The organism is Pseudoalteromonas sp. SR41-8, from assembly GCF_014163915.1.
Classification (GTDB): Bacteria; Pseudomonadota; Gammaproteobacteria; order Enterobacterales; family Alteromonadaceae; genus Pseudoalteromonas; species Pseudoalteromonas rhizosphaerae.
Window position 1 is genome coordinate 130,299 of record NZ_JACJEE010000002.1, and the last position, 17,913, is coordinate 148,211.

Annotated in this window: 15 protein-coding genes; 10 read left to right on the forward strand and 5 right to left on the reverse strand. The window is 39.6% G+C overall.

What is annotated here, in order from left to right; all coding sequences use genetic code 11:
* The first annotated feature begins 51 nt into the window (after positions 1-51).
* Together H5162_RS02180 and H5162_RS02185 are read left to right on the forward strand one after the other, a co-directional pair.
* Positions 52-606, forward strand: coding sequence for a cytochrome b (locus tag H5162_RS02180; protein ID WP_149981004.1), 555 nt, complete (start codon positions 52-54; stop codon positions 604-606).
* A gap of 3 nt (positions 607-609) precedes the next feature.
* Complete coding sequence (locus tag H5162_RS02185; protein WP_145233661.1) at positions 610-1,188, forward strand: YceI family protein; 579 nt, start codon at positions 610-612, stop codon at positions 1,186-1,188.
* 50 nt (positions 1,189-1,238) lie between these two features.
* Here the strand turns inward: H5162_RS02185 and H5162_RS02190 are convergent, their stop codons facing one another.
* Positions 1,239-2,096 (reverse strand): TIGR02285 family protein, encoded by an 858-nt coding sequence (locus H5162_RS02190; RefSeq protein ID WP_145233663.1) that lies wholly within the window; start codon positions 2,094-2,096, stop codon positions 1,239-1,241.
* Between the two features lie 126 nt (positions 2,097-2,222).
* Positions 2,223-2,366: a hypothetical protein gene (locus H5162_RS02195; protein WP_182717921.1), complete on the reverse strand. Its 144-nt coding sequence runs from the start codon at positions 2,364-2,366 to the stop codon at positions 2,223-2,225.
* Between the two features lie 449 nt (positions 2,367-2,815).
* Here H5162_RS02195 and H5162_RS02200 point away from each other — a divergent pair, with 449 nt between their 5' ends.
* From H5162_RS02200 to H5162_RS02220, 5 genes are all read left to right on the forward strand, one after another.
* The gene (locus H5162_RS02200; protein ID WP_182734834.1) at positions 2,816-3,367 is read left to right on the forward strand and encodes a dienelactone hydrolase family protein; all 552 of its coding nucleotides are present in this window, start codon (positions 2,816-2,818) and stop codon (positions 3,365-3,367) included.
* 69 nt (positions 3,368-3,436) lie between these two features.
* Entirely contained in the window at positions 3,437-4,393 is a 957-nt protein-coding gene (locus tag H5162_RS02205; protein WP_182777526.1) for an acetoacetate decarboxylase family protein, read from the forward strand.
* 9 nt (positions 4,394-4,402) lie between these two features.
* Positions 4,403-6,649, forward strand: a complete 2,247-nt coding sequence (locus H5162_RS02210; RefSeq protein ID WP_182734830.1) for an NAD(P)-binding protein — start codon at positions 4,403-4,405, stop codon at positions 6,647-6,649.
* A gap of 106 nt (positions 6,650-6,755) precedes the next feature.
* On the forward strand, positions 6,756-9,026 hold the full coding sequence (locus H5162_RS02215) for a TonB-dependent receptor (protein ID WP_145233672.1): 2,271 nt from the start codon (positions 6,756-6,758) through the stop codon (positions 9,024-9,026).
* Between the two features lie 30 nt (positions 9,027-9,056).
* Positions 9,057-11,759: a 7TM diverse intracellular signaling domain-containing protein gene (locus H5162_RS02220; RefSeq protein ID WP_182734828.1), complete on the forward strand. Its 2,703-nt coding sequence runs from the start codon at positions 9,057-9,059 to the stop codon at positions 11,757-11,759.
* Here H5162_RS02220 and H5162_RS02225 read toward each other — a convergent pair.
* Complete coding sequence (locus H5162_RS02225; RefSeq protein ID WP_182777528.1) at positions 11,748-12,560, reverse strand: hypothetical protein; 813 nt, start codon at positions 12,558-12,560, stop codon at positions 11,748-11,750. The two genes, H5162_RS02220 and H5162_RS02225, sit on opposite strands and share 12 nt — an antisense overlap.
* Before the next feature lie 167 nt (positions 12,561-12,727).
* Here H5162_RS02225 and icd point away from each other — a divergent pair, with 167 nt between their 5' ends.
* Entirely contained in the window at positions 12,728-13,987 is a 1,260-nt protein-coding gene (icd, locus tag H5162_RS02230; protein WP_182777530.1) for an NADP-dependent isocitrate dehydrogenase, read from the forward strand.
* A gap of 1 nt (position 13,988) precedes the next feature.
* Here icd and H5162_RS02235 read toward each other — a convergent pair whose 3' ends face one another.
* On the reverse strand, positions 13,989-14,438 hold the full coding sequence (locus H5162_RS02235) for a hypothetical protein (protein WP_149981184.1): 450 nt from the start codon (positions 14,436-14,438) through the stop codon (positions 13,989-13,991).
* A gap of 149 nt (positions 14,439-14,587) precedes the next feature.
* Positions 14,588-15,535, reverse strand: a complete 948-nt coding sequence (locus tag H5162_RS02240) for a LysR family transcriptional regulator (RefSeq protein ID WP_145233680.1) — start codon at positions 15,533-15,535, stop codon at positions 14,588-14,590.
* 104 nt (positions 15,536-15,639) lie between these two features.
* On the opposite strand from H5162_RS02240, the gene aceK reads away from it, so the two are divergent.
* Both aceK and H5162_RS02250 read left to right on the forward strand, forming a co-directional pair.
* Positions 15,640-17,457, forward strand: a complete 1,818-nt coding sequence (gene aceK, locus H5162_RS02245) for a bifunctional isocitrate dehydrogenase kinase/phosphatase (RefSeq protein WP_182777532.1) — start codon at positions 15,640-15,642, stop codon at positions 17,455-17,457.
* Between the two features lie 52 nt (positions 17,458-17,509).
* On the forward strand, positions 17,510-17,902 hold the full coding sequence (locus H5162_RS02250; protein WP_182734820.1) for a hypothetical protein: 393 nt from the start codon (positions 17,510-17,512) through the stop codon (positions 17,900-17,902).
* Positions 17,903-17,913 lie beyond the last annotated feature (11 nt).

Genomic DNA, 17,913 nt, shown 5'->3' on the forward strand with positions numbered 1-17,913 from the left:
TATCTAGGTACGCGCTATTCTGATGTCATTCGATAATGGAATTAATAACACATGCTTAAAAATACAAAATCTTCGTACGGTGTGGTTGCCATTTTATTACATTGGTTAATGGCGGTAATGGTGATTGGTTTATTTGGCCTTGGCTTGTACATGGTTGAACTTACTTATTACGATAGTTGGTATAAAGGTTCTTTGGATTTACATAAAAGCGTAGGGATCACCTTAGTTGCTTTATTAATTTTTAGATTTGCTTGGCGTGCATTGGGCACGCAGCCTGAGCCAGTAGCGGGCAGCAGTAAAGCGTTAAATAATGTAGCGCATACAGTACATATATTTTTATATCTACTGCTTAGCGTCATTGTGATTTCAGGCTATTTGATTTCTACTGCGGATGGTCGTGCAATTGAGGTGTTTACCTTATTTAGTATTCCCGCAATTGATTTTTCAGTAGCTAATCAAGCAGATATTGCAGGTAAAGTTCACTACTATGTGGCATGTAGCCTCATAGGATTAGTGGTTTTACATGCTCTTGGGGCGTTAAAACATCACTTTATCGATAAAGATAAAACCTTAGTTAGAATGATAAAACCACAAAAGGATGATTAATAAATGAAAAAAATATTACTTTCAGCTGCAGTAGCAGCAACATTGTTTGGTGCTAATACTGCACACGCTGCAGATTATGTTATTGACACTCAAGGTGCCCATGCATTTGTAAATTTTAAAATTAAGCATCTAGGTTATAGCTGGTTACACGGTCGTTTTAATACTTTTGACGGCGGCTTTAGCTACGATGCAGCTAACCCAGATGCATCACAGATCATGGTTAATATTGATACTAAAAGTATCGATTCGAACCATGCTGAACGTGATAAGCATTTACGTGGTAAAGAGTTTTTAAATGTTGATAAGTTTCCAACAGCGACCTTCAAAAGTACGTCAATTAAGTTTGATGAAGAGGGTGATGAAGCTGATGTAACAGGTGAGTTTACCCTTCATGGTGTAACAAAAACGATTACCTTTGAAATCGATAAAATTGGTGAAGGTAAAGATCCATGGGGTGGTTACCGAGTTGGCTTTGAAGGTGAAACCAGTTTAAAGCTTGCTGATTTTGGTATTGATTACAACCTAGGTCCTGCATCTACACATGTTGATATTGGTTTATATATTGAAGGTGTGCGTAAGTAAAACCTAACCTGAATTCAGGTTAAATAAATATGCTAATATTGATAAACGCCTCACTCAGTTGGGGCGTTTTTGTTTGCTTGTAAACGTTGCTCTAGTAACGGTTTTAAATTATCTGGTAACCAACGTAATAACACTTCATGGTAGGCTGGTTGTTGTTTTATTTCTTTCAGTGCTGCATTAAGCACTTCAACTTGTGCGATACCTTGCTCGGTATTAGTACAGCCAATATAGCCATAACTCAGATCGGGAGCTTCAGTCAGAGGCAATTGCATTAACTGATCTTCAAACCCCATCGATTTTGCTAAATAGTAATGCTCGCTTGGGTAGCCCAATAAAATATCAATGCGCTTTTTCTTTAACATGTAAGTCAAACTGGCAAGGGTATCGCGACCAGGTCGAATAATTATGGATGCGTCGGCACTATTATTAATTACTGCATCAATAGCATTACCGTATGATCGGCTCATAGAAATCCCCAGTGCAAGTTGGTATTGATTGAGTAGGGTTTTCAATGATACAGGTGTACTTGTTTCAAGCTTGAGATGTTGCACAAGCTCTTGGTGAATAGCAATAGAAGGCGATAAGCCAACCGTCGAAGTCTGTTCACTAAAGCTGATGTGTTGTTTGCGGTGCGGGCTTTGGTATAGCGAGAGCATGCAGTAAGTATGATTTGGGTTAGACAGCTCCTGTATTGTGCGACTTGATGGAAAAATAGTACGGTTGAATGTATAGCTAGGAAGCTGTTGTTCTAATAAGGCGATAACACCTTCATCGCGGCCTGTTCCTGCGTATTGATCGTTAAAAATATAATAAGGGGCAAAGTCAGTGACTATCCAATCAATTGTTTTAGCATGCAAAGGAGTGCTAATTAACAATGATAAAAAAGCATAACGAAAGGCATAATGCATTAATTCAACCACAGATAAATTATTAATATACTAAGTGTAGCAGCTGTTGAATAGTTAGCTTAAAAAAAGCAAAACGCCAGCATTAGCTGGCGTCATTTAAATTGCGAGGAAGCAAATCATTATCGATTAATTGGCTTTTAACCATTTAACAAATTGACGTGCGTCACTTGCTTTTGTAAATAAGGTATTTTTTAAACCTTGTGTATCAGAAAAAATAACACGTTGTTTATTTACTGAAATTGATTGCACTGGATGTGCGATTTGGATCATAGATCCGTTGTAACTATAAGACATAATAAAACTCACTTTTTTCTTGTTATCTTTAATGTGCGCTAATTTCTTTATTAGCTTTCAAAGCACAATTAGATAGACCGTGTTGTGTTTAGCTTCATTACAGTGTTGACGATCTTTATGACATTTATGCGACTATTTAAAAATATGCCGTAGTCTGAATTGGGGTTCTCGCCGTACAATAACTTAGCTCTATAATATACGTTTTGCGGGGATTACTGGATCAGGGTAAAGAGGTTAACCGCGAGGCTTTTTTAGGACCAAGAGGACAATTTACCCCAGTAATTTTATTTACGCAAGCATTATTTTAACTTTATTCTAGCCATTGTATTTTAACTGCTGTATTTTAATTAGCTAATCTGAAAAAGACGTTTAGCGGTATTTTAACTGTTGTGCGGTAATTTAACTGTAAATAATAAGATTTGGCTATGGAATACATTATCGTTAGTGATATTTTTGGTAAAACCGCTCATTTGAGTCACTTTGCACGGCAATTTAACGCTAAAAGCATAATTGTCGATCCGTACGATGGGCAATTGCAGCCAGTGATTGATGAGCAATTACAGTATGATTTATTTATCACTGAGTGTGGTCACGATAACTATTTCAACAAGCTTAATACCATTCTTAGTAGAGTAACTAAACCAACTACGGTAATCGGTTTTAGTGCTGGTGGAGCCGCTGCGTGGCGAAGCCAAGCAACTGTGAAAAATTCACAGATAAAAAGATTAGTGGCATTTTATCCAAATCAAGTTCGTCATTATTTAGATTTGTCTGCCAGCGTGGCCTGCGAGTTTATTTTTGCGAAGCAAGAAGTGCACTTTGATATTCTTCCTGTGCTCGCTTGTTTAGAGCAGCAAATCAAAGTGCAATGCCAGCGTGCAGACTACGGTCATGGGTTTATGAATCCCTTGTCAAAAGGCTTCGATAGCTTTGGTTATCAACAATATAGCCAATACTTGCTCACTGAAAATAATTAACTGAAATTACTACCTTGTAAAAAATCTTGGCTATACTTATTTTTTTATCCAATAAAATAATTATAAATCATGACCGTACAACTACCTCCTTATAGTCACTTTTTATCAAACCCTGTTGCAAAGCCACCATGTCGAATGACTAATGCAAATATGTATGGTTTTTTTGCAAAAATAGATCAGGATAAAGTTCAACAGTATATCGATACAACGCTTAATATTGTTGCAACGGATGAGTTATATTTTAAAGGCATAGGCGAATATGCATTATTAACCTTTACCGACATAGAAAAAATTGCCTCATTAACGCCGCCTTTTAGTGAGCACGGTTGGATGCAAGAGACTGATATTATTATTTGGTTACCAGTTGCAAAGGTTGAAAAGCAAGGCAATGATGAAGATATTACTCATCTTTATTGGTATCCGGCGTTTATTTGCGTAAATAATGTTTATGCATTAATAAACGGCAGAGAAACATGGGGTTACAATAAATATTTATGTGATTACCAGATGCCCAGTTCGGTAAGTGATATAACCGACTTTTCAGTTTCACTGGATTGTTTTAAGCATTTTTCGCCAACGTCAAAATTACAATCACAGCATTTATTTTCAGTCACCAAAAACGTCAAGACGCAAAGCGATGGCTTATTATCTGTATTAGAGGACTTTGGCGAGCATGTCGCCAATTTGTTTGATGGGGATCATCTTGGTATTGATTTTTCGCTATTAAAGCAGCTGTTACAGGGTTTTGTGAATCCACAGATGGATCAAATACTATTTAAGCAATTTCCTGACGGGCAAGGCGATAAGGCTGTTTTTCAAGCAGTTATGCACTCTCCTTCAGAAATAAAGAAAATCCATCAATTTAAGCTACTCAGTGGTGCTTATCAGCTACATTTACAGCTACTAGATAGTTTTCCTTTAGCGCAAATGTTTGGTTTACAGCTAGGAGCGCAAGCTGTGTATTTGCCGTTTTATATCAAGATGGATTTTGACCAACTTCAAGCTACACAAATACTCCCTAAGTAAGGATCCATTATGGAGCAAGAAAAAATAGTTATTATAGGCGGTGGTGTTGCCGCAATGACGGCTGCTTTATACCTGACTGAACAACCTAATTGGCAGCAAAAAAGACATATTACAGTGTACCAACAAGGTTGGCGTTTAGGAGGAAAAGGAGCCAGTGGCCGTAATGCTGTTATGGGGCAGCGCATAGAAGAGCATGGTTTACATGTCTGGTTTGGTGCCTATGTTAATAGTTTTAAAACCATTGAAACTGTATACGACAAGCTACAGCGTCCGCCAACGAGTGCACTGAGTACCTGGCAACAAGCACTTAAACCGCATAGTTTTATTGCCCTTGAGGAGCACATTGATGAACAGTGGCAAACGTGGCCTATAGACTTTCCTGTTTTACCTGGCAATCCTGCGAATGGGAGTTTAGATATTACCGTGTGGGACTTTGTAAAAATGACCCTTGCATGGCTAAAAAAATGGATACCACAATTTGAACTGGCCGCCAGAGTCCAAGCTAAGAGCACACAATTAACGACAAAAAAACCACGAGATAGATACCTACTACGCCATTTTCATCAACAAATTCAGACCTTGGTTTCTGATGGCAGTGATGCATGGCAAACCTTTACCAACGATATACAAAATCTCAATCAAGAAATCACTTCAACACCTAGCTTACTTGTCGATAAATTAAATAGCTTTGTGCAAAGTAACAACACACTGCAGCCACAAATTTCTGAGAAGAAAGATAGTTTAGTGATTTGGTATATTGTCAGAAAACTAAAACGCTGGATTAACCAAGAGTTAACCGAGTTACTGGATGACAATGCAGAGTTGAGGCGTATTTATATTTGTGCCGATTTAGCGATAGCGATGCTGGTTGGATTGATTAAAGATAAAGTTTATCGCGATGGTTTTGGGGTCATTAACAAGTATGATTTTCGTCAATGGTTATTAAAAAATGGTGCGAATAAACAATACAGTGTCGATTCTGCGCCCGTGCGTGGTTTTTATGATTTAGTGTTTGCCTACCCACAAGGTGATTTTAAAAAACCAAATGTAGAAGCTGGAGTTGCTGCACTTGCCATGCTTAGAATCGCATTGTGTTATCGCGGTGGGGTAATGTGGAAAATGCAGGCGGGAATGGGCGATGTTATTTTTGCGCCATTGTATGAACTATTAAAACAAAGAGGCGTTAACTTTGAATTCTTCCATCAACTACAGCAACTTACACCTGGGATTGATGAAAGTGGCCAAAACTGTGTTGCTTCTGTGTTATTACAACAGCAAGTGAGTTTAAATAACTCATCAGAGTATCAGCCATTAATTGATGTGAAAAACTTAGCTTGCTGGCCAAGTGAGCCTCTTTATCAGCAGATAAACCACGAGCAGGCCCTGTTACTAAAGCAGAATAATATAAATTTAGAATCATTTTGGAGTGATTGGCCCAGCTGTTACCAAGCACATTTTGGCGCACAACTACCAACTAAAACACTGCAGTTTAAAGATGATTTTGACCGGCTGATCCTTGGGGTCTCAGTTGCTTCATTAGAGCATGTTTGCCCACAATTATTAGCAATAGACGACAACTTTGCTGCTCAGGCTAAAAATGTTCTTTCGGTAGCTACACAAGCCAGTCAGATTTGGTTAAATAAAACAGATCAACAGTTAGGTTGGCAGTATATGCCGCCAAGTGAAGAAGGGCCTATTTTGAGTGGTTTTAGCGAACCGTTTGATACTTGGGCTGCAATGCAAAACTTAATTGATAAAGAGCAGTGGCCTGCAAGCAATAGTCCGCAGAATATTGCCTATTTTTGTAGTGCATTTCCTTGTCAAGAGTATCCACCACAGAGTGATCATGGTTTCCCTGCACGGGCAAAAGCACAAGTAAAAACTAACTTAACACAACTATTAACAACTAATATGCAGCCATTATGGCCGTTAGCTTATAACGATAATGACTTTGATTGGTCCATTTTATATACACAGCATGACGTGCCAGAATCAGCGCGCTTAGATCAACAGTACTGGCGAGTGAATGTTGATCCAAGTGAGCGTTATGTGCTGTCGGTTTCAGGTTCCAGTCAATATCGTTTAGCAACTGATGGCACGCAATTTAGTAATTTATTTATTACCGGCGATTGGATCAAAACAGGTGTTAATGCAGGTTGTGTTGAAGCTGCGGTTATGGCTGGAATGCAAACAGCACGAGCACTGTGTGGGTATCCGCAGCAGATCAGTGGTGAAAATGCCTTTGAAGCGCAGTAAAACTAGCTAATTAATGGATAACTTGGCGACTTTAATCAATAAATTAGTCTATAATCGTAAATAATTACAATATCTTTACATTGTCGGTATTAAGGTTCACCATCTAATGAAAAGCCAACGTTATCCTTTTTCAAATCATATATTGCTGCTGTGCTCGTCGAGCCTCGTTTTTGCTGTGGCTGCACAGGCAAAAAATGACGATTCGAGTGGCTCTAGCCAAAGCCTCGAAGTCATTGAGGTGTTCGCCCAAAAACGCGCGCAGGCAATTGAAGATGTTAGTATTGCCATTAGTCAGGTCAAAGGTGATAGCCTTAAAAATCAACATTATAAAGATTCAACAGAGTTATCGGTATTCGCGCCTAATTTAAAAATCAGCCAAAATGCGGCTGAAGGTACGCCACCGGCGGTGAATATCCGGGGGGTTGGTTTAGTTGACTACAATACGGCGAACACCTCGCCTGTGGCTATTTATGTAGACGACATTGCCGTAGGATCTGCAAGTAATCAGATCGTTAACTTCTTTGATATTGAGCAAGTGGATATTTTGCGTGGTCCGCAGGGGACTTTATTTGGCCGCAATTCAACTGGCGGAGCAATTTTAATTCGCACTAAACGCCCTGAATTTAACGAGTCGGGGTATTTAACAGCGGGTATAGCAAATAATAACGCGTTTAGTATTGATGCTATGTATAACAATCAATTAAGTGATAACAGCGCGTTTCGTGTCGCTTTAAATCATCAAGACTATGACTATTCAACCACCAATACTTTTGCACAATCACCTACCGCTGGAATGCAACAAACCAATGCACGGCTATCACTATTAAGTGAGTTTGATACTGTACAGGTATTGTTACAAGCGCACCTCGAAGATTGGCAGGGTATTGTGCAGCCTGTCGGTAATATCGGTGTAGTGGCGGATCCATTAACAGGTCAGTTATGTAGTCCTAGCGAAGCTGGTTCGACAAATTGCTATGATAACTTTGGCTTCAATGATGCCAGTGATGACTTTTACACGGTTAAAGTTAATAACGATTCTCCGCATAAAACGGATGGTAAAGGGTTTAGTGCACATATTAATTGGCAATTAAATGAGTTTAACGAAATTATTTCGATTAGTAGTTATAACCAATTAGAGCGCGATCATGCATTTAATTGTGATGGCTCACCAGCGCGATTATGCGAAGGAAATCTAGGTTTAGATACTCACTTATTTAGCCAAGAGTTACGCTTGCAAACGCAATGGAACAAACATACTTTAACCAGTGGTTTATATTACGCAGATGAATCAATCAAACAAGATAATATTAACGATATTTTAAGAGATTATCGCGGTATATTAGCCACCGACTTAACCGCAACCTTCTTCTATGATAACCAAATTGACACGCAAAATATTGCCGCTTTCAGCCAGTTAGACTATCAACTTAATTCAGATTGGTTGCTAAGTGTTGGACTACGTTATTCCTATGAGTCACTTGATTATGACTCAGTGGCACAATTAAATATGGTAGTTGATCCGAGTGATTTAGCAGGGGTTTTAGTGCCATTTTATCATGTGCAAGGCGAGCAATCTGATAATGGTTTTTCTGGCCAGTTTGCTGTGAACTACCTTATTAACGATACAACCCATGGCTATTACCGTTTTGCAAATGGGATTAAAAGTGGTGGTTATAATGGCGGGTTTTTATCTTCCCCAGAGCAAGCCGAATTAGCTGACTATGGCAAAGAGCGTCTCAATGCGCATGAAATTGGTACTAAATCATGGTGGCCTGAGCAAGGTGTGCGGTTTAATTGGGCTGCTTTTTATTATGATTATAATGATCAGCAAGTGTTTATGAACCAACCATCAGACTCACCACAAAAGCCACCCGTGCAATTATTAGAGAACGTTGGTGATTCAGTGATCTATGGCCTTGAAGCTGAACTCGATTATCAAGCGACTAAAGCACTTTCAATGCGTTTTGCGATGGGTTACATTCCCCATGCGGAATTTGAAGAATTTGTTGATCCTTTGGGTAACAGTTTGACTCATAATCGGCTGCCATTTACATCAAAGTGGAATGTTAGTGCAGGCGTAGAATATCGTTTAGAGCTTGCTGGTAATCCCTTAACAACACAATTACTAGTGGATTATCAATCAGACTATTATTTTGATCAAAACCAAAATCCGTATGCTATGCAAGATGGTTATAGTTTAGTCAATGGTAATATTCGTTATCAATTAGATAACCTAGGTTTTGTACTGTGGGGGAAAAATTTATTTGCCAGTGAGTACAGTAATTTGAAGTTTGATTTGAGCTCTTTCCTTGGCATGTTGGAAGATTTTAAAGGGGAAGGTCGCCGCTATGGTTTGGATATCAGTTATCAGTTCTAATCTTTTTGTCATTAAACTGAGGCGTATTGTATGCTGTTAAAAGCAATACAAGGTTTTTGCTATGTAGTCTTTTTAGGCTTGCTAACAATATATGTCTGCGAAGTGCGAGCAACACAGTCAGCGGGTGTGTTTGTTTATACAGAGCAACAACAAGATATAAATTTGTTTCAAGTTGGTACCTTATTAGCGGCAAGTTATGAAGGGTTTCCTGATAACAGCACTCAGATTGCGACGTGGCTTGACAATAAAAAACCACAAACAAGTACCACATATTATGGCGGAAGTTATTGGTTAGTTGTCGAACTTGAAAATCAGACTCAGCTAGCTGAATTAGTGTTGTTCCCTTACAACACCTTAGTATCGCGTATTGAAACACGTGTATATGATATGGCCGATCCCACATCTGAGGCCGCGCGTTACATAACAGGGGGGATTGAAAAAAACGAATTTGCTTTTCATTACGGCAATAAAATAGCACTTACACCAGGCAAGCGTTACTTTTTGATCACCAAGTATGAAAGTGACTACTTTTACACTCCTCCTAAACTGGTATTAAAACCCTATGCAGACTTCTTTACCCAGATCACCATCGAAAATATGGTGATGATGTTGTGCTTTGGGGTAGGCATTGCGCTGGGTTTGTATAACTTATTAATATATTTTGGCGCACGGGATGTAACTCACCTTTATTACGCCTTATTTACAGCATGCTGGGTATTTGCCTGGAGCCAGTTTTTCCATATTCCAGATCAACTATTTGGTTTTTATAATGCCCATTTTCATTGGCTAGGGTTTGTTTTAATACCATTAACTAACATTTTATTTTTCAATAATTTGCTTAAGCTAAAAGACAGTTTTCCACAATTAGCCAAAGCATCAATTATATTAGCTGTGGTGGCAACCGCAGGTTTGCCTTTCGCTGCTATGTGGCCAGGTTTTGGGTTTATTTGGGCAACCATAGTAACGGGGTGCACCTTATGCTTAGGCATGTACATAGGGGTTCGCAGTTGGATGAGTGGTTTTAAACCCGCGCGATACTTTGTCTTTGCTTACCTAGCGATGGCAATTCCTAATATGGTGGGAAATTTAACTAATTTAGGTGTACTGACGCCGATTGCAATCGATCTGTACTTATTAGGTTTGATTGGCACCGCCTTAGATGCGATGTTACTCGCGTTTGCAGTGGCAAATAAATTTAGTATCTTACATGATGAGAATGTTGAGCTTACTAAAAACCTCGAGCAAAAAGTGCAATTGCGTACGCAGGAGTTACAACAATTGGCGTCAGAACTCACTGATGCCAGTGAAGCTAAGAGCCGTTTTTTAGCAAATATGAGTCATGAAATACGTACGCCAATGACCTCTATTATAGGCTACGCAGATGGTATTATTTTAGGCGATATTAAGCCTCACGAACGAAATCATGGTATTCGGGTTATTTTACAAAACAGCCGCCATGTTTTAGGACTCATAAACGACATACTTGATATGTCAAAAATAGAGGCCAATCGCCTTGAAATTGATTTAGTCGAGACTGACTTATTTGCAACCATTGCGCATATAGAATCGCTATTAGGCAAACAAATTCGTGATAAAGGTCTTAAATTTAAAGTTGATTACCAATTCCCACTGCCTGATTGGATTATTTCTGATCCAACCCGATTACGACAAATATTGTTAAACTTAACAGCTAATGCATTAAAATTTACCACGGTAGGGCATATTCAATTAGTGGTGAGTTGCACTAAAGAGCAGCTTGTCATTAAAGTTAAAGATACCGGCATCGGGATGACAGAGGCTGAGCAACAAGACTTGTTCACGCCGTTTTATCAGGCTGACTCATCGATCTCACGTAAATATGGCGGTACAGGACTCGGTTTAAATATTTCAAAAAGTTTAGCCGAAAAGTTAGATGGTAATATCACCGTTCATTCCCATGTTGGCAGTGGCAGTGAGTTTAGCCTCAATATCGCGCTATATATGCCTGAACGAGTACGTTGGATCAATAGTTTTGATGAGATCTCTATAAGCAAAGAAAAAGAGCTGCCAAGTCAAGATCAGCGAAATCTCGTGGGTGAAGTGCTGGTAGCGGAAGATCATCCTGAAAACCGTGAATTGATCAAACGTATTTTAGAGCGAATGGGGTTAACGGTTACTGCGGTAGAAAATGGCAAAGATGCAGTGCAAGCGACCCTAGATCATCAATTTGATTTGATTTTATTAGATATTCAAATGCCAGTAATGGATGGCGAACAAGCGATTCATATTATGCAGGCAACAGGATTAACGACCCCCATTGTTGCCCTTACAGCAAATACTATGAAGCATGAAGTTGATCGCTATCTAAAACAAGGGTTTATTGATCATATAGGCAAACCAATTGACCGCAGTGAATTTAGTCATAAAATTGCTAGTTATTTAGATATCGAAATGCTTGAAGATGTAAAATTGCCAGAGCATGAATTTGAGGTGCTTAAACAGGTGTACATAAAAGGGCTTAAAAAGCAGCGAGAAACAATAACCAAGCAATATACAGATGGCGATATGACAGGGTTTGCACAAAGTGTTCATATGCTAAAAGGAACTGCTGGAATGTTTGAGTGCGAAACATTGTACCAACATGCAATCAAGTTAGACAAAGCCCTTAAAGCCGATAGCGTGATGTTAGATAGCCATTTAGTTTATCAAGTGTTTGATGAAATTGATGATATTTTATGTCACTCACCTCAGTAAAATAAGCTGCTCACGGGTAATGTCCGGAAAATCAGTACGCTGTGTATAACGGGCATATAAGGTTGAAAAAATGGCGCTGCGTGAAAGCTGATCAAATGTTGTGACCAGTTTTTTTGCTGTTGTTTTTGAGCTATAACAACACTCGTTATAGCGTTTTATTAATTGTGTCAAGCTTTGTCCTTGTTGCTGTAAAGCCAGCTCTGCTTCAATAAAAAATGCGCTACCACTCCAATAAACTCTTTGTTGTGCACCTTGTTGCCACATATCGTCGGCAAGTTCACTTAATGGCTGTTGCTTTGTTCGCGTTTGCTGACGTCCGCGTTCAAGCCCTGCAGATAGTCGTTGTATAAATTGCTCCCTAGTGATCACTTTACTATCACGCATTATTATATTTTGCATATAGGTTGCAAATCCTTCACTTAACCAGAAGCCCGAATAGGGTAGTAACGGTAAGTAAAGGTGTGCCATTTCATGGTAGAGGGTCCAGTCATCGCGTAATTGTGTAAAACTGGCAAAGCGATCAAAATGTAACTCTATGCCATCTGGATCACCACGGCGCACACTTCCCCAAGGCACGGGTTCAAATGCAATATACCGAGGGTGTAAATAAATGGGTAAATTAGAGTATGGCAGTGGGCCTAAAGTTGCCTGAGTTTGCTCAAGACTAAAATTCAGCCATTGCAGTATTATCTGCTGCTTGCTTTTTGACAGCTCGGTTAATCTTTGAGGATCAAGCTGGGCTGCGAAAACAGATGTACTCGCTAAACAAGTAACGAATAAAATTCGATTAAACAGTTTCATATCTGGTACTTAATGGTTTTTAATTGCTCACAGAAGACCGAGTAAAGCATAAAATCCGTTCACTATTTTATTGTTGAATGATAAGTATAGATGCTAAAACCACGACACTCACTGCCAACCATGGTTTAATGTTTATATGATATTTTATAATAAAAATATGGCAGGTTATGGGTTATCAACACATTGAAATCCCACCAAAGGGTGAACAAATTAGCATTGATAATAAAGGCGTGTGGCATATTCCGGCGCAGCCGATCATTGCTTACATTGATGGTGATGGAGTAGGGCAGGATATCTCCCCTTGTATGCGCGACATTGTGAACCATGCTGTGCAGTTATGTTATCAAGGAGTGCGAAAAATTCACTGGATGGAAGTCTTTAACGGTGAAAAAGCTGCGCAGCTATATGATGGGGATTGGTTTCCGCAAGAGACAATTCATGCGGTTCGGCAATTTAAAATAGCGATTAAAGGGCCTTTAACCACGCCGATTGGCGGAGGTTTTCGTTCACTCAATGTTGCTCTTCGTCATGAAATGGATTTGTTTGTAAATATGCGGCCGATTAAAGGCTATTGCGCATTACCGTCACCGTTAAAAAAACCTGAAAATACCAATATTGTTGTGATCCGCGATAGCTCTGAAGATGTGTACTCTGGAATTGAATGGCAAGCTGGCAGTGTCGAAGCCGAAAAAATGCTGGATTTTTTATGCCAAGAAATGGGCGTAACCCGTCTGCGCTTTGATCAACAATGTGGTATTGGCATTAAAAATATTTCTAAAGAAGGGTCAGAGCGGCTAGTGCGCTATGCAATAGCGTATGCGCTTGAACAAAATAGTGACTCGGTAACGGTAGTGCATAAAGGCAATGTACTTAAATTTACTGATGGTGCGTTTAAGCGTTGGGGGTTTGCCGTGGCGCAAACTGAGTTCTCAGCAATACCACACAGTAATGGCCGTTGGCTAGAAATACCGCGTGAGGGCTTGGCACCGTTAGTTATTAAAGAAGTGATTGCAGATAACATGCTCCAGCAAGCGTTAATGAATCCTGAGCAATTTGATGTAGTGGTAACAACCAACCAAAATGGCGATTATCTAGCAGATATGTTGACTGCACAAGTGGGCGGTATCGGTATTATGCCCGCAGCAAATTTAAATAATGAAGTGGCTTTTTTTGAACCAACTCATGGCACGTTTGAGCGTATTGCTGGACAAAATAGTGCAAATCCTACCAGTAGTATTTTAAGTGCGGTGATGATGCTACGGTTTATGAATTGGCACGAAGCGGCCAACAGTATAGAGCTGGCTTTGCAACAGACATTCATAGCCGGTGAAGTGACCTTTGATTTACAAGCAGAGCAGCAAAACTCGACCATCCTCAGTTGCAGTGATTTTACACAAAGGATAATCGAGCGTTTAAAAGTTTCATGAGCTACGCTGCATTGGCGTTGTAGAGCTTTGCACGATACATGCAAGGGCGATTAGTCAGTGTTGCAGCACGTTGATAAATTGCTTTTGCATTGTGTTCATCGCTTGGTGTACCGCTTAATGTATCCATTAAAGCAACAACAATAATAGCTGGCACCTGACAGCAATATTCATCTAATACCGCAGTTGTTGTTTGTGCATCAACATGACAATGCGGGTGATTATGCTCAACTTGATACGCATGCAATAACGTTTGTACATCTAAACTGTCATTGTCAAAATGTTTGTTTTTACGACATTGACAGCCAAATTCATCAACCAGAGTCGCCAATGCTTGGTAAACATCATTACACTCAAGGGTGGTTTGCTTACAAAGTTGTTGTTCGATGAACGCATGTAAATGGCCGTCGATAAATAATCCGTCTTGTTGGGTGAAGCTTGCTGTAGTTTGCATCATAATGTTGTCTCTCAGTGTTAGTGGTTAACTCATTTGGTATGACTTCACTGTAGCCCTAAGCACACTATTTATGAAATTGTTGTTTTCAATAACTGATATTGATTTAATCAATAATAACGAGAGAGCTCCATTTTAATTAGAGCTTTCTAGCGATCAGCAATCGTATTAGCGAACGCTTGCAGTTCGCGGCGTAACCATTGGTGTGGGCTGGCATGATGCAGTAAAGGGCTCCAAAGCATTTTTACTTCAATTGGGACAATTTGAAACGGCACAGGACTAATCACTAACTCGGTATGTTTAGTTAGCAGCATTGCTTGTCGTCTTGGTAGTGTGGCGATCAGTTGTGGCGATTGGCATAGCAAACTTGCCACCATGTAATGACGAGTAAACACCCGAATATGACGGGTTTGTTCAAGCTGCCAAAGAGCTTCGTCTACCCATCCCAGCTTTTGGCTACCTGATTTATTCGTGACGGCAGCTTCAGCCCCCCAGCCTGCACGATTTACCCAAATATGCTCTGACGCTAAGTATTGCTCTAGATCAGGCTGTTTTAAGTATGGGTTAGCTGGATGCATTAAACAGCAATAGTTATCGCGCCAGACACTGGCCTGATGAAAAGACCGTGGTAGGCCGTTGAAGCGATTGATGGCTAAGTCAATGCTGCCCTTTTCCATATCTTGCAGGCTAACATCGCTGGGGCTAAGCACATCAAAATTAAGTCCTGGATGTTTATTGAGTTGCTGGGTAATAAAAGGCGCGACTAGCGTTGATTCTAAATAATCATTCGCCATAATTCTAAAGGTGAGTTCGCCAGTGGTTGGATCAAACATATCACTGGGTTGGGTTATTGCCTCAGCCATTTTTAACAGCGCTTCTATTTCAGGTTTTAAACTCAGCGCTTTTGCAGTAGGAGTCATAGAGCCTGCGGCACGAACTAGGAGCGGATCGTCAAATAAATCACGTAAACGTTTTAGTGCATTACTCATTGCTGGTTGGGTTAATGCTAATTTATTTGCCGCTTTCGAGACATTTCGCTCATCTATCAGTACATTTAAGTACACAAGCAAGTTGAGATCGACATTTCTTATATTCATTTGATCAATCTTATTCATTCGCTGTATTAATTATCTAAATTAAAGCGTGCTTGCTAAGGTGTGTAAACCACTAAATAGACATAGTCATCATAAGTGATAGAAATATGCTAGAGCTAAAAACAGCAAATACGTTATCGACTCAAACTAACAACGCAATTGAGCAAGTCATTGCGACCAAATTAGCGCGTGCCGTATTCGCAGGCTTTGAAGCGATGTTTGCTGAGTTTTTAAATATTACCTTAGGTGCACAAAGTCGTTTTGAGCAACGGCAATGGCAAAGTGTACAATCGGCAATGCGCGAGCGTTTACAAGTATATGAGAGGCAGGTTAAAAATGTTAGTGAAGCGGTGCGAGTCATTGCATTTAAAGAGCTCAACGATCCGCGACTGTGGCAGCAGGCAAAGCATATTTATGGCCAAATGGTGCAAGATCATGAAAACCAACCGATTGCGCATACATTTTTTAATTCAACTTTTGGCTCGATTTGGGATGATAGAAAAATTCGCACCGTGCATCTATTTGTTTTAAAAGCCAAATACCGCACTAAATCTCGGCCATTTGATAATTTAGTAAGTCGTATTTCATTGCAAAATGGCTTTAGCCAGGCGGTGGAGCAACTTATTTATCGACAAGCTTTTCGAGTTGGATTTACAGATTTAGCTCATGATGTTGATATTTTGCAGCGTACTTTGGCGTTAGGTGCGCAGCAGCAATGTCGTCAAGTGTATGAGCTGATGAATTTAAACGATGGCTATATTGAATACGCTAATTCACTGTTTTTTAGAAATAAAGCCTGCTACTTAATAGGTCGTTGTATTGCTAAAAATGGCGATAACATGCCCTTTGCTGTCGCTATTTTACATACCCAAAGCGGTTTAAAGCTTGATGCGGTGATGATGGGCGCAGATCAACTGAGTTTATTATTCGGCTTTGCTCGCACCTACTTTATGGTTGATACCGACCAACCCGCGCGCTATGTAGATTACTTATCAGTGCTAATGCCACATAAGCAACGATTTGAATTATTCAATGCCATTGGCTTTATTAAACATGCCAAAACAGAGTTTTATCGCTATAAGGTCGACACCACCAACAATAGTCCAATAGATGATAAGTACATTATTGCCCCCGGCACGCCAGGCATGGTAATGCTAGTATTTACCACTGCTGGCTCAGATTATGTTTATAAGGTAATAAAAGATAAATTTAGCGCGCCTAAAACATCAACCAAAGCACAGGTGATGGCAAAATACGACTTTGTAAAACAAGCGGATAGAGTCGGCCGTTTAGTCGACACCCATGAATTTCGTTATTTAGCATTTGATTTAAATCGTTTTAGCGATGAATTGCTTACCCATATGCGAGCGAGTATCGGCTCAAGCATGGCTATTGCAAATAAAGCCTTAGTGCTTAAGCATGTATACGTTGAGCGCAAAATGACACCACTTAATTTATACATCAATCAATGTGACGATAAACAACTGAATAATGTAATGCTTGATTACGGCAAGGCGATTAAAGAGTTAGCCGGGGCTAATATTTTCCCCGGTGATATGTTGATGAAAAACTTTGGTGTGACCCGTTGGGGGCGCGTGGTATTTTATGATTATGATGAAATTTGCCCATTAACTGATTGTAACTTTAGAGACTTACCGAGCAGTGAAAATAGTTTTGATGAACTAAGCAGCGAAAGCTATTTTGATGTTGCCGAAAATGATGTATTCCCGAGTCAGTTTAAAGTGTTTTTTAGTGCTGATCAGCAAGCATTTAGTCATTTTTGCCAGCAACATCAAGACTTATTTAGTCCTGATTTTTGGCTTCAGTGCCAAGCTGATATCAATGCTGGGCAATTGGCTGATGTGTATCCATACAAACAAAGTTGGCGATTTCAGCCGGGGGTTATTACCCATAAGTCTGATTAATTTTTGGTGTGTAAAAAGGTAAGCTTACATAAAATAAAAACCAAGGAAAACCATGAAATCTTTATTATTAGCAAGTTTATTTATCACCTCACCGCTGGTTATAGCTAACCCGCTATTAGGCAGTTGGGAGTTTGTGGAAGGGAAATATGCAGTTGAACAAGGTTATGTGACTGCCAAAGCACCAGAGCTGACCTCAGTTAAACTAATAACCGCCACTCATTTTAATTACATCACCCAAAAAAATGGCCAGTTTCATTATGCAGGTGGCGGGCAGTACACCTTAAAAAACCAACAATTTGTAGAGACTTTTGCTTACGGTAATATTGAATCGTTGCTTGGCAAAACCATGGCTTTTGATTACAAAATTGAAGGAGATTTGTGGCATCATTCTTTAACAGAAAATGGTAAGTTAGTTGAAGCCGAAGTGTGGCGTAAAATCGATTAACTCATCAATTC

Excerpts from the sequence above, each read along its gene's own strand:
- H5162_RS02180 (WP_149981004.1), top strand. The coding sequence starts at position 52 with ATGCTTAAAAATACAAAATCTTCGTACGGTGTGGTTGCCATTTTATTA.
- H5162_RS02185 (WP_145233661.1), top strand. The coding sequence starts at position 610 with ATGAAAAAAATATTACTTTCAGCTGCAGTAGCAGCAACATTGTTTGGT.
- H5162_RS02190 (WP_145233663.1), bottom strand. The coding sequence starts at position 2,096 with ATGCATTATGCCTTTCGTTATGCTTTTTTATCATTGTTAATTAGCACT.
- H5162_RS02195 (WP_182717921.1), bottom strand. The coding sequence starts at position 2,366 with ATGATCCAAATCGCACATCCAGTGCAATCAATTTCAGTAAATAAACAA.
- H5162_RS02200 (WP_182734834.1), top strand. The coding sequence starts at position 2,816 with ATGGAATACATTATCGTTAGTGATATTTTTGGTAAAACCGCTCATTTG.
- H5162_RS02205 (WP_182777526.1), top strand. The coding sequence starts at position 3,437 with ATGACCGTACAACTACCTCCTTATAGTCACTTTTTATCAAACCCTGTT.
- H5162_RS02210 (WP_182734830.1), top strand. The coding sequence starts at position 4,403 with ATGGAGCAAGAAAAAATAGTTATTATAGGCGGTGGTGTTGCCGCAATG.
- H5162_RS02215 (WP_145233672.1), top strand. The coding sequence starts at position 6,756 with ATGAAAAGCCAACGTTATCCTTTTTCAAATCATATATTGCTGCTGTGC.
- H5162_RS02220 (WP_182734828.1), top strand. The coding sequence starts at position 9,057 with ATGCTGTTAAAAGCAATACAAGGTTTTTGCTATGTAGTCTTTTTAGGC.
- H5162_RS02225 (WP_182777528.1), bottom strand. The coding sequence starts at position 12,560 with ATGAAACTGTTTAATCGAATTTTATTCGTTACTTGTTTAGCGAGTACA.
- icd (WP_182777530.1), top strand. The coding sequence starts at position 12,728 with ATGGGTTATCAACACATTGAAATCCCACCAAAGGGTGAACAAATTAGC.
- H5162_RS02235 (WP_149981184.1), bottom strand. The coding sequence starts at position 14,438 with ATGCAAACTACAGCAAGCTTCACCCAACAAGACGGATTATTTATCGAC.
- H5162_RS02240 (WP_145233680.1), bottom strand. The coding sequence starts at position 15,535 with ATGAATATAAGAAATGTCGATCTCAACTTGCTTGTGTACTTAAATGTA.
- aceK (WP_182777532.1), top strand. The coding sequence starts at position 15,640 with ATGCTAGAGCTAAAAACAGCAAATACGTTATCGACTCAAACTAACAAC.
- H5162_RS02250 (WP_182734820.1), top strand. The coding sequence starts at position 17,510 with ATGAAATCTTTATTATTAGCAAGTTTATTTATCACCTCACCGCTGGTT.